This is a genomic window from Sporomusa rhizae (assembly GCF_041428845.1).
GTDB classification, from domain to species: domain Bacteria; phylum Bacillota; class Negativicutes; order Sporomusales; family Sporomusaceae; genus Sporomusa; species Sporomusa rhizae.
Genome location: NZ_CP156925.1, coordinates 1,519,864 through 1,538,152, shown reverse-complemented (window position 1 = coordinate 1,538,152; position 18,289 = coordinate 1,519,864). Strand labels below are relative to the sequence as shown.

Here is an 18,289-nt window from a genome sequence, read left to right as displayed (position 1 = left end):
GTTTATTCCGGGGAAAATTTAACTATCTTTTAATCGGGAGGCTAATTTATGATTACGGATGATCAAGTCCGCCAAGCGGCTGAACACTGGTATAACTTAATCTATACTCAATGGATTACGGAACATTTTCTTACGCCCACATGGTTTTTCCAAGTACTATTTGTTCTTTTTTCTTACGGTGTATTTTTTTATCTTGTAGACAAAAAACGCATAGTCCAAATACTGCTTTTTGGTTCGTTAGTAGCCGTCTCGTTTTCTGTGTATGATTCAATTGGCGAGCAGCTGGGACAGTGGGAATATCTCAAGTTGATACTCCCCTTCTCACCCAACTTTTTTCTTGGTGACCTGACCCTTATCCCTTTATACGCTATGCTCGTGTATCAATACACGTCTTCCTGGGGAACATTTTTACTAGGGCTTATAGTATGGGCAGGGTTATTTGTTTTTGTGGTATTTAATTACTTATATTCTATCCTGAGTATTTTTCACTACATAACTCCCATTTCCAAGTATCTTGACTTCTTCTTGTTTCTACTGGACGGGATTATTGCCCGTGGCATTTTAATCATTCTATTAAAGCAGGAAGCGACACGGGGAAACATGGCTTCAAGGGCTTCCTTATCTCATTTGCTAGCACAACCTGCTATGAAGCCTTTTGACAAAGAGGATACCGATAAGGAATAAGATTAGCGAATCCGTTTACCCAAAACCTTTTTTCACAAACAGATTACACTCTTATATAGCAAGTTAACTCGATGCTATTTGTGCAATGAACAGTCGAGAAAAGAAACAGTCAGGCCCTGTCCTCCGGAACAGGGCCTGTAATTTTATATCTGTTTGTAACAAATGTCCAGATCGCTTATATTTCCACTGTACTAATGTAGCGTTAGCGGGTAAAAATTCCCGACAGAGGTTATTTATTACCAGCTTTTTGATTACCGTTTAAGTACCCCAATAGAAGTTGAGCCTTAAAATGGTCCGCATATGCTTATAATTGAGGGAACGACGGCAGCACGGTGCATCCCATTGTACCTTGGCATAAATATTGCTAATAATGGTTTTATACAACAATAGAAAGAGGTGTTTTGATGAGCAATGTTCTTCCAGGGAAACTCCCCCAACTAAAGCCCGGTAATACTGACAGAATGTTTTACTTTGATAATCTTCGGGGATTTATTATTGTGATGGTTGTTATTATGCACACTGCCATCGGGTATATGACTAAACCGCCGGAATGGTGGTATGTAATTGATATAAAAAACAATCTACTACTCGATCTTTTTGTAATGGTTACCGACGTATTTATTATGCCAATTATGTTTTTCATTGCCGGATATTTTGCATTGCCTGTACTAATAAAAAAGGGAACAGCAGGATTTTGGCGCAGTAAATTTTTTCGGATTGTTGTTCCGTGGGTAATCGGAGTATTACTTTTTGCACCGCTGATTACCTACTCGATTCCTTTTAGCCGCATGGCTGCACCGCCAAACTATATTTCTTTTTGGGCAAATTTTTTTCAACCTCCCTTTTTTAATCATGCACACTATTGGTTTTTAGGTATTTTAGCATGGTTTTTTGTTCTGCTTACGGCTGTATATAATTTAGCGCCGTTATCTTGTCAAAGGAAAACTTCCCCTTCCTCGCCATCCATAATAGAATTTATACTCATTAGCATAATACCTGCAATCGCTTTCTTTGTTGCCAATCTTTATTTTCATGCAGACGAATGGGTAAGTGTAACCTATTTAGCCCATATTCAACCGACACGTATTGTGCTGTATTTATGTTACTTTTGTTTAGGAGTACATGCATGGCGCAACTTATGGTTTACTAAAGCTGGGTACAATCCTCAGTTTAGCCGTTGGTTTTTTGCGTCTGTAGTTATGCTCGCCATTTTTATTGCCTACAGAGTTGTATTTAACGATACTACACCATTGTTGCTTAAAGCAGGTCACGCTTTAGTGCATTCCTTTTTCAACCTCGCTGCTACGTTTGGCTTTATAGTACTATTCCGGGATTTCTTTAACAGCGACGCATATCTATGGCGCAGGTTATCTGCTAATTCGTATACTATCTACTATATACATCACTTTATTCTTCTACCGATCGCCTACCTGGTACAGAAGATAGAAGCTCCGGTGTGGATTAAATTTATTTCAGTGTCCGCTTTAGCTGTGGTCTTATGTTACTTGGTATCAGAACATATTATCGGAAGAGTTACACATATAAGCAGAAAAAAACCAACTCAAATTCTGGAGCACAAGTCTTAAAGCACGAATATTAGTTGAGAATCTAAATGATGCCAACAGCCTGAGCAATTACGTAGGCGATTATAGCACCTATGAATGGACCGACTACAGGAATCCACGCATAGTTCCAATCCGAGTTGCCTTTTCCCGGGATAGGAAGAATTGCATGCGCCAATCGCGGCCCCAAATCGCGGGCAGGATTAATAGCATATCCGGTAGTACCGCCCAAGCTTAATCCAATCGACCATATTAAAATTCCGACTAAATAGGCCCTCATTCCCGGCGGAATACTCCCAACGCCGCTTGAAAATATGGCAAACACAGGTACAATCAACATCACTGTACCCATAACTTCAGAAAGCAGGTTGGCAGCATTGTGGCGAATAGCCGGACCAGTAGAAAATACCGCTAAGATCAAACCGCTATCCTCCGTTTCTGCCCAATGAGGCCAAAAATGAAGCCAAAGCAAACATGCCCCGGCAAAGGCTCCAGCAACCTGGCAAAACATAATATAAATAGCTTGAGTCGGCTGATAAATACCTATCAGTAGTTTTGCTAGAGTTAATGCGGGATTAAGATCCGGTTGGGAAGAGCCGGCAGCGTTCGCGCAAAATATTCCAATAGTTACCGCAAAAGCCCAACCGGCAGTAATCACCATCCACCCACCGCCTTCCGCTTTTGTTCGGCGCAAAATGACATTAGCTACGCAGCCATTACCCAGTATAATCATCACCGTCGTGCCAAAAAATTCGCCAAAATATCCAGGCATAGTAGTAAGCTCTCCCTTCTCATATACCCATATTCTCATTTGTTGGATACTACTTTTTATTTATCTGATGACTAACCCGTTCTAATACTCCCTTCCTCTTCAGGCGGGAATAGAGAACGGCTAGACGTTAGGATAATTCGACTAAGATTCAGCTGGGATTACCCCCCCATCTGAATCAAGTCTCATTTATCTATTCCATATTTTTGCGCTTTAGCCGCCACTGTTTTATGGGTAATTCCCAAGGCTTTGCCGGCAGCGGTATAACTGCCATGTTTTTCAAGAGCAGCTTTGATGATATGTTTTTCATACTCGGCTAGCGAAAATAATTCGCCTTGCATGATTGCCCCATAAATATTGCCGGCATCAGCACTAATTTCTAGCTTTTCCTTGCAATAACAACAATCTGGTATGTCCTCCATCTCAATATAGGAGCTATCCGTCAGCGCCACCATTCTTTCCATAATATTTTGCAGTTCCCGTACATTTCCTGGCCAATCATAGCTTACAAGAACATCCATGGCAGCTTTTTTTATTCCGATACTTTGCTTACCAAATTCGTGACAAAATTTTTTCAGAAAATGGTCTACTAAAAGGGGAATATCTTCTTTTCTTTCATTAAGTGACGGCAATTGTATTGGAATTACATTCAACCGGTAGTATAGGTCCTCTCTAAACTGTCCTGTTTTCACCATTTGCTCCATCTCGCGGTTGGTAGCAGCAATAATCCTTACATCAACCCGAATAGTTTCCTCGCCGCCCACCCGCTCAAAACAGCCGTTTTGTAGTACTCTTAAAAGTTTTGTTTGCATACTTGGTTCCATCTCAGCGATTTCGTCCAAAAAAATCGTTCCTTGGTGTGCCTGCTCAAACTTCCCGATCTTACGTTTTACCGCCCCAGTGAAAGCCCCCTTTTCATGTCCAAACATTTCACTTTCTATCAAGGCTTCCGGAATCGCAGCACAATTTATTCTGACGAATGCCTCCTGGGCCCGGGAACTGGCCTGGTGAATACCTTCGGCGACAAGTTCCTTACCAGTACCACTTTTGCCACATATTAGCACAGTTGATTGGACTTTAGCGGCTTTAGCGGCTACCGCCAGCAAGTCCAAAACTTTTTGGCTCATGCCGATAAACTTTTCAAAAGTTTTACCAGGCTTTATTGACCGAATTATCTTTTGTTCCAACGATTCGCTCTTCATTCGCCCTGAATTCCAGCCAGACTCTTTCTCCTCTTTTAGCTTTTGTTCCAGGTACTTGACTTTGTCCATTGCCCACTGCAATTGTTCCTTTACAGTTTTCAAATCTCTATCGTCTCGCGCAAGTAAAACAGCACCGCGTACTTCCGGTTCCGCACCCACAGGCAAAATTTCAATTGTCATCATACCGCCATTTGGGCTGGAGTTACTATAGCTAAATGACTTCCTGCTGGGGAGTAGCTCCTTGAAAATTACGCCACATGGTAAAAAATTATCGATTTTTTGCCCGATCATTCGGCTAACCGATTGACTCATAATGTCCAAACAAGCCGGATTTACATAGACAATATCTCCAGTTTCATCTATAATGCCAATTCCGTAAGGCAACGCTGCCAGCACTAAACTCCATTGTTCAGATAAAACGTTTATTCCATTGAAATCCCCTGTCATGGTTCCAATCCCTCCGGCACCGCAATAAAAGTGAGCCTGCATTAGTGAGGTTTATCCTTTATCCGCAACTAGTCTTCAATCGATCATATATCTTTATTGTAAATTCAAAACCAAGTTCCGGAATCCTGCTCCCATAATCTTATTTCTTTGAAATATTTACCATAAAGACAAAATTCCTGTGAATTTATCAAATTCTACAGGAATTTCTCATTTACTGACATCATTCAATTATTAATATGGTTTACATCCAGAATCTTTCGTCCCCGAACTCAATTTTTTTTAACTGCGTTTACAAGCCTAAACTTTTGTGCTGCCTGTTCAAAATCCTCAATATTAAAATATCTTTTTGCCAGCTTAACCGAATCTAATTCTTCAATTATTTCAAAGTTATACGTTTTCAAAAAATCCTGTATTTCTCCTTCAAGTACAAAACCGGGGCTTTCACCTGCATTGACAAGAGATTGATAATTTTTTTCATTACCAGGAATACGATTATCGGCTAAACCAAATGCATAATCAAAAATTACTTGACTCTCTTCAGCCGTGCAGTTGCATATAAAATCAAAGATACTAAAAATAGTTTCTTGAGGAAGATAATATGTTAGCCCTTCTAGTAATATGAGACATCTACGATGTTTTCGAAATCCGGCCTCTTCTAATTTTTCCCCAAGCCCTTCTTGGGTTAGATCAAATGAAACAAACTCTATATTCGCCGGAAAGTCAATGTTTTTTTCAGCGAACCGGCTTATTTTTGCTTGCTGGGTTGGCGGTGCATCAATTTCAAATATCTTTATATACTTCAATTCTTTTTCAAATCGTATTGCCCGCGAATCAAATCCAGCTCCGAATATCAATATTTGCTCTATGCCACTTAAATCACTCTTAAAGATTTCATCAATAAAGTGGGTCCTTGAGATGACATACTCATAAATACCAGGAACCTTAAATAGAGCTTTCTTTAAGGTAGTTCGCGAAAAATTATATTTAGCCATTTTTGCAAGGAATGATGGTAAAATTGCTGAAGCAATAAAATCTTCACCCTTGTAAAATGGATTCTTCTCATAGTAAGAAATAGCCCGCATAAGACTAGTTCCTTGTGCAGTTGTTGATACTTTTAATTTAAATGGTTTACTCATAATTGTCTCCTTTTGCTTTTAGAAAAGTACGTTTTAACGACCGTTCGTTAGTTAAATTTTAATTGATACAAAAATAAAAGTCAATAAGAATCACTTGTTATTTAAAACTCAAAAAAACGGATCCACTGCACAATTTTTTACTATGTGGAACAAAATTAAGGACCCAGTGATCACCGAATCCTTAGTACTATTTTGCCTTATATGAATGCTCTACTATCTAAATCTTATTCCATTCCAAAAATTATCCCAAACCGTATCAATCTGGCCAATCTTTTGAGATTGCGACATATTAGACATATATACACTCATAAGAGCATATAACCCCTGCCTTAAGCTATAGTAAGAAAGTAAAATTTCCTCCGGCGGTGCTTCCCGAAATAATCCTTGCTGAATACCCTCTCTGATTATTTCTTGGTACTTCTCACCGAGCTCCATCTCATGTTGTAATGCTCTATTTAACAGCCTATCCTTTATCATTGTTGGGGGGAAAAACATAATGCGAATCCAAAAATTTCTTTCTGCAACATCATCTTCTGTAGAAGTACTCTGATTGTAAAGTAAGTAATTTTTGAATAGATAATACAGTCTGTCCTGTGGTAACATGCTTGCTGAATCTGCTAGTAACTGCGCCATATAGCTATGATACGATTTCTCAACGTCCTCATATATTTCCCAAAACAGTGCTTCTTTGCTAGCAATAAACGTGTAAAGCGATGATTTCTTAATACCTACTCCAGTCGCAATTTTCTCCATACTCGTTGCATCATAGCCATCGTTAGCAAATAGAGTAAGAGCAACCTTTATTATTTTATCTCTAGTTTTACCGCTCACCATTTTTCCTCCAAAACGACCATTTGTTAGGTAGATTGTATTTCACTGAATATAGAAAGTCAATAATCTTGCTGTTGAGCCTCTTATTGGTGGATAGTTAATGTGCTATAGCATGAATAAGATATCAATCCAGTTCTTTCAGCTTTCACAGAGTAGTTGGACAACCAAAACTTGTTGACAGCCACAATAAAAGCTATAATAGGGTTAGAATAAGATAGGCGGAGTGAACAAATGAAGTCTTCAACAGCCATGTACCGATCTATTGCTTTAGATCTAGCACAAAGAATAATAAACGGAGAATTTAAAGTCAGCGAAAAGATCTCGGGCAGATCTATTCTAGCGAGTAACTACAATGTATCACCTGAAACAATACGGAAGGGCATTGCCCTGCTGAAAGCCAAAAGTGTCGTAAGCGTTTCCCAAGGAAAAGAAGTAACTGTTATATCCATTGAAAACGCCTATAATTTTATTGATCAATATAAAAGTGCTGAATCTGTCTACTCCTTACATCAGGATGTAGAACTCTTGTTACACCAAAAACGTGAGATTGATGCAAAGCTGGAAGCGCTCCTTTCAGACATCATCAATTACTCGGATAAACTACGTAACCTTACTCCCTATAATCCAGTTGAAGTTGAAGTACCAGAAACATCGCATATTGTCGGACACAGTATTGCGGAAATTAGGCTATGGCAACATACAGGGGCTACTGTGGTTGCTATAAGGCGGGGAACTTCCATCATTATCTCGCCCGGGCCCCAAGCACTAATTACCCCCCGTGACCGCATTGTAGTTGTGGGGGGCAGTGATATTTATACGAAAACTACAAAATTTATTAACACCCCGGCAAAAACTGAGCCGCCCCAAGATTAAATCTAGGGCGGCTCCTTGATTATATTAAACTAAGCATAAGCATTAGAAAGTGGAAGTTCTGTTGCATCGCCAAATCTTTCTTTCGCACAAGTATAATTACCCAAACCATATACGTCTTTCATTTCATAAAGACCCGTTTTTCCCAAAATAAAGCAAGCCGCTTTATATGCTCCTTCCGCATACGCCTTTCTTGAAAAAGCTGTATGCGTAATTTCAATTTGATCATACAACCCACAAGCTAATACTTTATGTCTTCCGGTAATGTCGCCAGCCCGGATAGAATGGATCGGTACCAGCTCATCTTCGTCCGATCGTTTTCCAAGTCCCTTCATAATAGCTGTAGCAATCTTCTCGGCTGTTCCTGAGGGACTGTCTTTTTTATTCCTATGATTTTCATCTATAACTTGGAAATCATAATCAGGCTGCAAAATGGCCGCTATCTGCGCCATTAACAACATTACATTAACCCCACGTGTGATGTTAGGAGCAAAGACTACTCCAAATTTCTGTTTTCTAGCCAATACCTTTGCTCTCTTGATATCCATTTGGGTATAGCCAGTAACCGCAGTTACCACATTCACGTTGCATCGGGCTAAAGTTGTTAGATTTTCTCGTAAAAATGAAGGCGAAGAAAAGTCGATTAATACATCAGGCTTGTATTTTACTAGTGTTTCTTCAAGGTTATCTATAGTTTCAACGGGAACAGCCATATATGGCCTATGTAATATTTCACTTAAATCTTTTCCTGCATCCGGACTATTTTTCCGGCACAATACTACAGAAAGAGCCTGCTCTTTTACAAGAAACTCCGCTACAATTTTACCCGTTGTTCCCAAACCAATTAAAGCAATCTTCATAGGCACCTCCTAGACTTACTTGCAACTCAATAATAACATCAAAGTTGTAAGTTAGTCAAGTGAGGAAATATTTTTCGTTACCAAGAATTATCTTCCAGTCGTTTTTACCAAAGTTGATTCATAAACTGCTATCACTGTTGCTATCCTTTATAGACGACTAGCAGGCGTTTGCCAAGTTGTTAGTAACACCGCTTAAAAAACGTAAGAAGATGATATCGATAAGAACACAAAAGGAACCTTCGTCAAAAAATGACTAAAGTTCCTTTTTATTGTCTACTTCTAACATTGATGATCTAATTGCGTATATCCCACTTGAGTAAGAGTCAATTCAATATAAGACACAAATGTACAGAGAGCGATATCAAAGTTTCCAAAGGTATGTATTATTACTCGATTATACCAGAGTCTAGCCTCAAGCAAACCGCAAGACATAGACGTTTTATCGACATCAATTGGTATATACTGTAATTGACTCTATCCCTATATACTTTTAATTATATCTCAATCAACTCAATATAAATTCTTTGCAAAAAAAAGAAACGGACCTACATTTCCTATCTAGGAACAATATTAGGAGTGATTCTATGCCTCAAAGCAACATCATGTTTCTGAATGTATTCATTTATTTTATGATACTAACCATAGGCGTAACATTCAGCATTGCCGGACTGGTCAATAAATTTATTGCAACCACCTTTGCCGTTGAAACTTATGTTGTCGGCTATTGCTTTACATTGTTCTCTGTTGCTTACAGCAGCGCTGTTCTCGGCAACGGCTGGCTGTTGGAAAAAGTGGGGGTCCGCCGGCTATTGCGGGCTAACTGCGGCTTGGCAGCCATAGCAATGCTCTGTGCTATCAATGCGCCGACACTTTCTGTTTTTTCGGTATTTCTCTTCCTTTTTGGGTTTGGTATGGGGGTTTTACTGCCTACCTCCTTCCACCTGACTATGCTCCTTTATGACGAAAAAGCCCGAGCAGGAAGAGCAATAACTATTACTTTTTTCTTTTCCATTGGTTCAATTATTGGCCCCCTCTTGGCCGGTTTGGCGATAGACTGGGGCATTAATTGGCAAGGAGTTTACCTAGGTATTGTAGCCATGTTACTGGTAATAATCCTGGGCACCTTTGCCCAGTCCTTTGCTATTTTTGAACCGAAGAAGTTATACGGCGCTGAAACCGCTGTCACCTGGAGCATTAATGTTTACGTAGCCGGCTTGGCCGTGCTCTGCTACATGATTTCGGAGTTTATCCTAAACTATTGGATTGTTCAATACCTAATGGAGCGACTAACGATGAGTGTCGTCCTGGCAAGCACCTGCCTCTCTATTTTCTGGGGCTGCGTAACTGCAGGACGGTTAGCCGGTAGATTCATCCTGGCGAAAGTTCAGCTAGCTCATTATATAATCATCAGTTCCTTAATCGCCTGTGGCGCTTTTGCCGCCCTGCAATGGGCAAGAACGACTTATCAGGCCATGGCGCTGATCGCCTTGATGGGACTGAGTTACTCGGGACTCTACCCCACTCTTGTGTCGTTCGGAACTTTTCAGACACCCCGGCCTTCGCCACGAATGACATCTTTCTTTCTGGCCGCCGGCTCGGCGGGCGGTATTATGTCCTTCCTGCTGTCAAGTTACCTTAAACAAAATTTTGGCGTGTCTACCGTTATGGCCACCGGAGCCGGTCTATTAAGCCTAGTTTCCCTATTAACGACCATAGTTTGGCTAAGAAATAACAGAAATCACATGCCATAATTCACCTGCCCCGATGTCCCTGCCTACGAACTCTATATTTTTAATCTTTTTGGACTAAGCAATTATTTAAAATATATGAGACATAACGCCAGTTACAAATGGTACTAGCCATACTACCCAAACCAACAAACTAAACTGGTGAAAATTAGTTGCCATTGTTACATCTTTCTTAATTAGAACTATCGTAGCCCATAATGCGTGGCACAACATTAATATAAGTGCAAGTGTACCACTAATGCTATGAAAATTAAGTTGTGGAGACAAATAGTTAATAATACTAGTTTCATGGTTTGCAATGGCTTCCATCGACAATGTACCGATAGTATCATTGACAAGTCCAGCCCAAAATATAGCTAGATGCCATGGTTTTAATTTACCTTGAATTTTTTCACTCCAAACTCCAATTGTATATAACACAAAAGCCATATTTATAAAAATAATTGCATATAGCAACATAAAGATTACTCCTCTCTAAATTTTTAAATTTTATTATCTATTTTTTAAAAAATCTACTATCATAACCTTTAATGAACGATGTTCATTAAAGGTTAAAAAAATTTATATCTTCATATTCTCAAATAATTCATCATAAGACATATACTTAGTCTTGCTAAGATACATAAAATTGGAAACTATAAAATAGCATAGTTTTCGTGAATCTAACTCAGAGACAATAAAACCTTTTTGTTTTTGTACTTCGATAAAATCTTGTAACTTTATATAAAGGTCATCATAATTACAAGACTGCTTTTTGCCGTATCCCTCTTCTTTCACAATCTCATGGAAAATATCCATATATCTATCGATAAAACCTTCTAGTGATACATATATTTGTCTCAGCTTTTCTTTAAGGGAATCATCTGTATACTCCAACTTTTCGATAAGTATCAAAGTATTTATCCAATCCTGTTTGAAAATCTCGACAGCAAGCTCTTCTTTATTCGAAAAATAATTATAAAAGGTACCAATACCAATACCACACCTTTTTGCAATATCTCTTATATTTAATTGTCTATAGCCACCTCCACTTAGAAGTACTTTCTGGGCTTCATTTATTATTTTTTGTTTAACATTTTCAATTATCTTAGGCATGTCATCATTCCTTTTATGAACCATGTTCATATTGTATTCTAATAACCACATCTCGTCAATTGCTAAATATTTACTCAGTCAACTTCCGATACCTGTCCTTGTGCCTCTCTTCAAATCCTGTCACCAACTCCGTACCTTTACACTTTTTCTTTCAGCGCTCAATCATCTTTTCACCGGCTGCCGTAATCCGACAGCCACACCGTCCCTTATGTATCTCAATGTAACCGTTTTGTTGCATCCGAGTGAGACTGTCGCGAATATTAGCTTCAGAAGCCGCAAAATATACTTTGTTAAAAGCTTGGCAGAGGCTGCGCCGACCGGTACTGCGCCCACTCTCCTGCTCCCGTTTTAACAGTTTTAGCAATAGTATTTCCCGGGAAACAGACTCATTGGCCCCCTTGAATCCCCCTACTAACTCTTTTCGTTTTAGATACTGGGGGAGATTCGCAAATGATATTTCTCCCGGAGCAGTCGTCACCATATATTCCAAAACATTTTGTAATTCACGTATATTTCCCGGCCAATCATACTTTTGCCAAAACAGCCTAAAATCTTGGGCAACTTTAAAGGTACTATGAAAGCTTTGTAAAAAGTGTTCAACCAGCAAAGGAATGTCAGAAAGCCTTTCCCGTAAGGCTGGAACAGATATTTGAAAAACATTAAGCCGGAAAAACAAATCTTTACGGAAATTGCCCTCATTCACCATCTGCCATAAATCCTGATTGGTTGCTGCAATGATCCTAACGTCTACTTTTATTATAGAATCGCCACCAACCCGAATAATTTCTTTTTCCTGCAAAACTCTGAGAAAACGAGCTTGGATACTTAACGGCATTTCCCCGATTTCATCCAAAAATAGCGTTCCCTGGTTAGCCATTTCAAATAAGCCTATCTTTCCGCCTTTCTTCGCTCCGGTAAATGCGCCTTCCTCATACCCAAATAACTCCGACTCCAGCAAATTTTCCGGTAACGTCGCGCAATTTATGGCCACAAAAGGTTTATTAGCCCGCATCGAATAATTATGTATTGCGCCGGCAAACACTTCTTTGCCAGTACCGCTCTCACCGGATAACAAAACCGTAGAACTGGACTGGGCTATATTTTTGCATATCTTGATAGCATCCAGCAGCTGGGGATGACGACCGATCAGGTTTGAGAAAGTATATTTTGAATAGTACCCTTTCCCCACAATTTTATTGTGAATCTCCTGCTGAATTTTAAGCATGTCATTATATAAACTAATCATGATAATTTTGCCGTGGACCATACAATCAAATTCATTCTTTTTAATGGTTACCACCAATTGTACGCCTTTATAGTGAATTAGCTCATGATCATGACTTTCCTCCGACAATAAAATCTCTAACTGCTGATAGCTCGCTACAATATGATCCAATTTGTCACCGGCAATAATCTGCCGTGGCAGTTGTAATAGATCAGAAACTTTATTATTCGCGAAAATAACTTCATTATTTTGATTAGCAATAATGATCGCTTGGCCTGACTCATTCAGCAGGGTTTTCCAAGTAGCATGTAACACGCGCTTATCTTGCAGCATATGCTTGATGCCCTGCCAATAGGTGGGTACCTTTGCCAAATACCTGGCAATAATTCTTTCAGCATTACTGGTATTAACTTCTAAAAAAGCTATAATATCCAGAATTGTAGAAATGTCAAATACTCGTTTACCGATGATGATTAATTCGGCCTGCCTGTTGGGGATAAAATCGTAATCGCGGGGAGCAATAATATAGTCTACCTTCGGATAATTTTCCATTCCCTGATAAAAAGGATACAAAAGTAGTTGAGTGACACCTAATTGATAAATAGTCGTTAGCGTTTCCACTGTTGCGTAATCGTTAACACTAACAACCAATGCTTTTTTGCCGGTTTTAAGCTGCCGCAGTCTGTCTAAGGCTTCCTGCGAAATCGTTCTTTTCATCATTAATGTCGGCGCATCACATTTTATATACGGCATCATCTTGACTAAAATTTCGGGATCATGGCATAAGATAAGATCTGTATCATAGATTGGCTGTATTGGTTTATCAGAAGGGTAAACATAGTCAATTTCAAGCAGATCAGCAAATATTTCTATCATTTCTTCTTTAAACATTGGAGCAATTTCTTCATTTAATGCCAATAATGTAATTTTCTTTTTCACAGTTCCCCTCCCTTTACTAGTATTTTAGCATACGCGCATCAATTAATGGGATAAAAAATGGATTAATTCTATTTTTATCCCATTAATACTAACTTTCGTGCAACAAAATCCCTGGTTTTATAGGCTTCTATAGTGCTGGCTAACTGGCACGAAACTTGCTAATTATCAACTTATACTCAAAAAAGGAGGACTACACGATGAATAATACTTCAACAGGCCTAGCCTATCACTTGGACAGAAGATTCCGCTTACAACAAAATAGTACTGATGTTAAAACAGAAATCATCGCAGGCCTGACTACATTCGCAACAATGGCCTATACCTTAGCTGTTATCCCAAAAATAATGCAAGAAGCCGGATTACCTACCGGCCCAGTTCTAACTGCTATGATACTGATGATCTTCCTGTCATCAGCGGCTATGGGGATTTACACTAACCGGCCCTTTGCCTTAGCACCAGGGTTAGGCAGTGTCGCAATTTTTTCTATTACCCTTGTAAAAGGCCAGCAAATTCCTTGGGAAGTGGCTGCTGGCATCGTATTTATCAGCGGTATGGCATTTATTATCGTTACGATATTAGGAGTCCGGGATTTGATTGTCAAAATCATCCCTAAAAGTATAAAAATATCAATTAGCGCCGGCGTCGGTTTGTTCATCTGCCTGCTTGGCTTCCGTAATGCTAAAATCATTGTGGCTAATGCCAATAAAAACTCGCTTGATTTCGGTAATTTAACCAACCCGGTTGTAATTCTTGCGGTTATCGGCTTTGTCATCCTCCTGATATTAGAAGCAAGAAAAGTGCGGGGTGGAGCGTTAATTGCCATATTACTCACTACCTTGATTGGTATCCCGTTAGGCATCACCAAACTGCCGGCTACCATGTTTAGTTTTCCTGCCGGCATTTCGGAAATATCGTTTAAACTGCGAATATTGGATGCCTTAGACATTAAGTATCTTCCTTATTTTTTTGCATTTTTTATTCCAGACTTTTTCTCCAGTCTGGGAACAGCTTTAGGAGTTGGCGGAAAAGCAGGCTTCTTAGACGAGAAAGGCAACTTACCCGAAATTGATAAGGTTTTCCATGTTGACTCTGTTGCCGCAACGCTGGGTTCGTTTTTCTCCATTCCCATCATACTAACTTATTTAGAATCAGCCTCCGGTGTTGAGGCAGGCGGACGGACCGGCCTTACTGCAGTAACTACCGCCCTGCTCTTCTTATTAACATTGTTTATTACTCCTATCGCATTAATGATTCCCGCTGCCGCCACAGCACCCGTACTAATTCTGGTAGGAATGAGTATGCTGATGGGTATGCGCAATATCGACTATACAGATATTAGCGAATATTTGCCCGCATTCTTATGTATTGCCCTTACCATTTTTACCTTTAATGTCGGCAATGGTATTTCGGCCGCACTAATTACTTTTGTAATCCTTAAAGTTGCCAGTGGCCGGGGCAAAGAACTGCACATCGGGCACTATCCATTGTGCCTTGTTCTTGTGTATTATTTCTACGCTTTAGCACACGCATAATAAACGCTATACAAAAAAGAGGTATTTTTGTGGATATTGATTTGCTTATTCAAAATGTTGTTGTCTTTAATGCTTATTGCAAAAAATTTATTCCCGCTGATGTTGCTATCCTGGACGGCAAATTCCTCTATATCGGCAAACAAGCTATAGGCCAACTGCATCCCCAAAAAGTCATAGACGGAAAGGGTAAATACTTAATCCCCGGACTTATTGATATCCATATGCATATCGAAAGTTCTATGGCAACCCCACAAGCATTTTCACATGAACTCATTAAAAACGGCATAACAACGATTGTTGCCGAGCCACACGAAATTGCCAACGTGTTAGGATTAGAAGGAATTCAAGCCTTCCAGCAAGCAGCCCAAAACTGTACGGTAGACATTTTTTGGGGTATTCCCAGTTCTGTCCCATCTACCTCGCCGGAACTGGAAACATCGGGATGCGAGATAAATCTTCCCGAACTGGAAAAGCTCCTGCAAAATGATCATGTCATTTGTCTGGGCGAAGTTATGAACTATGTGGATGTTATCAATAACCCCCATGCTAAAACCAATCAATTTATAACTTATATCAAACAAAAAAGCCCTCATCTGGCGATTGAGGGTCACTGTCCTAAGCTCATCGGACTTGATTTAGCCAAGTTTATTTACGCCGGGGTTGATTCGGACCACACCCAGCAAATGCCGCTAGGACTACAAGAGCGTTTTTTAAATGGCATGTTCATAGAAATTCAGGAAAAGTCGCTTACACCTGAAATTATTGACTGCTTAATAAACAACCAAATGTATGAACACTTCGCCTTTGTCACCGATGATGTCATGGCCGACTGCTTAGCACAGGAAGGCCACTTAAACCGAATTGTAAAAAAGGCAATTCAGTTAGGAATGCGACCGGAACACGCCATATATGCCGCCACATTTACTCCGTCGCAAAGAATGGGGTTAAAAGACCGGGGAAGTATAGCCCCCGGCAAGATAGCTGATTTTTTGCTTCTGGACAGCCTGGAGAACTTAGTTATATTCAGTACCTATAAGAATGGTCAAGAAGTCTTCCAGCAACCGACGTATTCTGACTTCACCGCACTTCCAGATTCATTCCCTAAGCATTTTTATCAAACGGTTCATCTGGCGCCAGTCAGGGAAGATAGCTTCCGGATCAAAGCAGATACAACTCGTGCTTCCGCATCCTGCCGGATTATTAAGGTGTCCGACGGCACAACCTTTACGCAAGAGTTAGTCGCCGATATACCAGTGAGGAACGGCTTACTAGATTGGGAAAACTCGCCTTACTGTCTAGCTGCCGTTTTCGAAAGGCACGGCAAAAACAAGAATGTTGGCTTAGGCTTGATAGCCGGTGCTGTAATTGAACGCGGCGCAGTGGCAACTACCTATGCACATGATCATCACAACCTGCTGGTTATGGGAAAAAACAAGCAAGACATGGTCTTAGCCGCAAATACTGTCATTTCCAGTCAGGGTGGCTATTGCGTAGTGGATAATGGAAAAGTCGTCGCTAAAGTAGACCTGCCGGTAGCAGGAATTCTGTCCGAAGCTTCCATAGACGAAATCGGCCGGCAAGTTGCACTCGTAAAACAGGCCATGCAAAACCTGGGATATCATCATCACAATCCCATTATGTCCTTTAGTACACTTTCTTTGCCGGTCAGCCAGGAACTTAAAATTACGGATAAAGGGTTAATAAAAGTAGCTGAACAAAAGATCGTAGACATAATTAAATAATATAACACCGCTAAGCTTCCAGATCTATCAAAGGCCTGGGAGCTTATTTCTTTGGGAAATTAACCCAATATTAACACTGAATTAACAATTACTGTCGCTTTATCTTTCATAATAGTATTGTACAAACTCTATTTGTAAAGGGAGGCATTACAAATGATCAGTAAGAAAAACTGGATTTGTACGGCGGTGGTTATGAGTGCATTTCTTATTGCACTGCTGGCTGCTGCCGTGCCGAAGCAGCCGGTCGCTATTGCCGGAGAAGAGAATGGCTATTATGGAAAGAAAGCAAAGTATGTATTTTATTTCATTGGTGATGGCATGGCAATGCCGCAAATTAATTCTACGGAAATCTTCAAAGGAACACTTAACAGCAGCGACCCCATGTACAAAGAAAAACTCAATTTTACAGTATTTCCTTACCAAGGTATGCAGACAACCCACTCGACCAGCAGTTTTATCACAGATTCTGCAGCTGCCGGCACCGCTCTGGCCACAGGACACAAAACAGCTAACGATGTTGTAGGTGTCGATCCAACAAATACAATTAAATTCAAAACTATGGCAGAAATGGCCAAAGAAAAAGGGTTGAAAGTTGGGATTGTCTCCAGCGTGTCGATAGACCATGCAACTCCGGCCGTATTTTACGCTCATGAGCCTAGTCGCAATAACTTCTATGAGATTGCCTTAGCAATGGGGAACAGCGGTTTTGATTATTTTGCCGGCGGTGGCTTGCTGTCACCTACCGGAAAGAAGAAAGACCTGCCCAATGCTTTGGATATTGCTAAGCAAAAAGGCTATAAAGTAGTTAACAGCCAAGAAGAAATAATGCGCCTCGCCAAAAACGACGGAAAAGTAATTGCCATTCAGCCTGATCTCGCAGCAGAAGAGGCTATGCAATACGAAATCGACCGTACAAACCAATTGTCACTTGCCGACTTTACCCGCAAAGGTATTGAATTACTTGATAATCCTAATGGTTTTTTTATGATGGTTGAAGGTGGTAAAATCGACTGGGCTTGCCATGCTAATGACGCAGCAACCACCGTTCGTGATGTAATGGCCTTTGATAATGCCATTGCCGAAGCACTCAAGTTTTATGCCAAGCATCCTACCGAAACGCTCATCGTTGTAACCGGTGACCATGAAACCGGCGGTATGTCGATAGGTTTTTCCGGAACTAAGTATGAAACCTTCGCTAGTAAAATCAACAAACAAACCATGTCTTTTGAGGAATTTGACAAAAAAATTAAAGCGTATCGCGCAACGGTAGGTGAGACCAACGCAAACCTGCAAGATTGGCTGCCCATTCTCGCGTCTGAGTTTGGTCTAGTCGATTTGACAGCTTATGATAAACAACGGTTATCCGATGCTCTTGCCCAAAGCATGCTAGATTCGAAAAAACGTGCCAAAGATGAACAAACCTATCTCCTATATGGCGGCTATGAGCCGTTTTCCATGACTGTAACCCATATTCTTAACCAAAAAGCCGGCATTGGCTGGACGACTTATGCTCATACCGGCGTGGCTGTCCCCGTATTTGCCCAAGGGGTTGGCGGTGAAAAGTTCCAAGGATACTACGATAACACCGATGTTGCGAAAAAAATAATGGGTATCATGGGTGTAAAATTCCAGTAACCAAAGAACAGA

Annotated in this window: 15 protein-coding genes; 7 read left to right on the top strand and 8 right to left on the bottom strand. The window is 40.2% G+C overall.

The window, feature by feature from the left end; all coding sequences use genetic code 11:
• Positions 1–48: 48 nt before the first annotated feature.
• Together SRRS_RS06805 and SRRS_RS06800 are read left to right on the top strand one after the other, a co-directional pair.
• On the top strand, positions 49–684 hold the full coding sequence (locus SRRS_RS06805) for a hypothetical protein (RefSeq protein ID WP_371367407.1): 636 nt from the start codon (positions 49–51) through the stop codon (positions 682–684).
• A gap of 404 nt (positions 685–1,088) precedes the next feature.
• Positions 1,089–2,270 carry an acyltransferase family protein gene (locus tag SRRS_RS06800; RefSeq protein ID WP_371367406.1) on the top strand — a complete coding sequence of 394 codons (1,182 nt, stop codon included), beginning with the start codon at positions 1,089–1,091 and terminating at the stop codon, positions 2,268–2,270.
• 22 nt (positions 2,271–2,292) lie between these two features.
• On the opposite strand, the gene SRRS_RS06795 is transcribed toward SRRS_RS06800, so the two are convergent.
• The 4 genes from SRRS_RS06795 to SRRS_RS06780 form a co-directional block, all read right to left on the bottom strand.
• Positions 2,293–3,018: an MIP/aquaporin family protein gene (locus SRRS_RS06795; RefSeq protein WP_371367404.1), complete on the bottom strand. Its 726-nt coding sequence runs from the start codon at positions 3,016–3,018 to the stop codon at positions 2,293–2,295.
• A 182-nt stretch (positions 3,019–3,200) separates the two neighbouring features.
• Positions 3,201–4,664 (bottom strand): sigma-54 interaction domain-containing protein, encoded by a 1,464-nt coding sequence (locus tag SRRS_RS06790; RefSeq protein ID WP_371367402.1) that lies wholly within the window; start codon positions 4,662–4,664, stop codon positions 3,201–3,203.
• A gap of 269 nt (positions 4,665–4,933) precedes the next feature.
• Positions 4,934–5,800: a class I SAM-dependent methyltransferase gene (locus tag SRRS_RS06785; protein WP_371367400.1), complete on the bottom strand. Its 867-nt coding sequence runs from the start codon at positions 5,798–5,800 to the stop codon at positions 4,934–4,936.
• A 213-nt stretch (positions 5,801–6,013) separates the two neighbouring features.
• Positions 6,014–6,634, bottom strand: coding sequence for a TetR/AcrR family transcriptional regulator (locus SRRS_RS06780; protein ID WP_371367398.1), 621 nt, complete (start codon positions 6,632–6,634; stop codon positions 6,014–6,016).
• Between the two features lie 228 nt (positions 6,635–6,862).
• Here SRRS_RS06780 and SRRS_RS06775 point away from each other — a divergent pair, with 228 nt between their 5' ends.
• Positions 6,863–7,504: a TrkA C-terminal domain-containing protein gene (locus SRRS_RS06775; RefSeq protein WP_371367396.1), complete on the top strand. Its 642-nt coding sequence runs from the start codon at positions 6,863–6,865 to the stop codon at positions 7,502–7,504.
• Between the two features lie 29 nt (positions 7,505–7,533).
• Here the strand turns inward: SRRS_RS06775 and dapB are convergent, their stop codons facing one another.
• Entirely contained in the window at positions 7,534–8,361 is an 828-nt protein-coding gene (gene dapB, locus SRRS_RS06770; RefSeq protein ID WP_371367394.1) for a 4-hydroxy-tetrahydrodipicolinate reductase, read from the bottom strand.
• Positions 8,362–8,945: 584 nt separating this feature from the next.
• On the opposite strand from dapB, the gene SRRS_RS06765 reads away from it, so the two are divergent.
• On the top strand, positions 8,946–10,112 hold the full coding sequence (locus SRRS_RS06765; RefSeq protein ID WP_371367392.1) for an MFS transporter: 1,167 nt from the start codon (positions 8,946–8,948) through the stop codon (positions 10,110–10,112).
• Between the two features lie 66 nt (positions 10,113–10,178).
• Here the strand turns inward: SRRS_RS06765 and SRRS_RS06760 are convergent, their stop codons facing one another.
• From SRRS_RS06760 to SRRS_RS06750, 3 genes are all read right to left on the bottom strand, one after another.
• Positions 10,179–10,568 (bottom strand): HsmA family protein, encoded by a 390-nt coding sequence (locus tag SRRS_RS06760; protein ID WP_371367390.1) that lies wholly within the window; start codon positions 10,566–10,568, stop codon positions 10,179–10,181.
• Positions 10,569–10,670: 102 nt separating this feature from the next.
• Positions 10,671–11,204, bottom strand: a complete 534-nt coding sequence (locus SRRS_RS06755) for a TetR/AcrR family transcriptional regulator (protein WP_371367389.1) — start codon at positions 11,202–11,204, stop codon at positions 10,671–10,673.
• A 151-nt stretch (positions 11,205–11,355) separates the two neighbouring features.
• On the bottom strand, positions 11,356–13,368 hold the full coding sequence (locus SRRS_RS06750) for a sigma-54 interaction domain-containing protein (RefSeq protein WP_371367387.1): 2,013 nt from the start codon (positions 13,366–13,368) through the stop codon (positions 11,356–11,358).
• A gap of 197 nt (positions 13,369–13,565) precedes the next feature.
• Between SRRS_RS06750 and SRRS_RS06745 the strand changes: the two genes are divergently transcribed.
• The 3 genes from SRRS_RS06745 to SRRS_RS06735 all read left to right on the top strand — a co-directional run bounded on the left by SRRS_RS06745 (position 13,566) and on the right by SRRS_RS06735 (position 18,277).
• Complete coding sequence (locus SRRS_RS06745) at positions 13,566–14,900, top strand: NCS2 family permease (RefSeq protein WP_371367385.1); 1,335 nt, start codon at positions 13,566–13,568, stop codon at positions 14,898–14,900.
• A gap of 29 nt (positions 14,901–14,929) precedes the next feature.
• Positions 14,930–16,642 carry an adenine deaminase gene (locus SRRS_RS06740; protein ID WP_371367384.1) on the top strand — a complete coding sequence of 571 codons (1,713 nt, stop codon included), beginning with the start codon at positions 14,930–14,932 and terminating at the stop codon, positions 16,640–16,642.
• Between the two features lie 153 nt (positions 16,643–16,795).
• Positions 16,796–18,277, top strand: coding sequence for an alkaline phosphatase (locus tag SRRS_RS06735; RefSeq protein WP_371367382.1), 1,482 nt, complete (start codon positions 16,796–16,798; stop codon positions 18,275–18,277).
• Positions 18,278–18,289 lie beyond the last annotated feature (12 nt).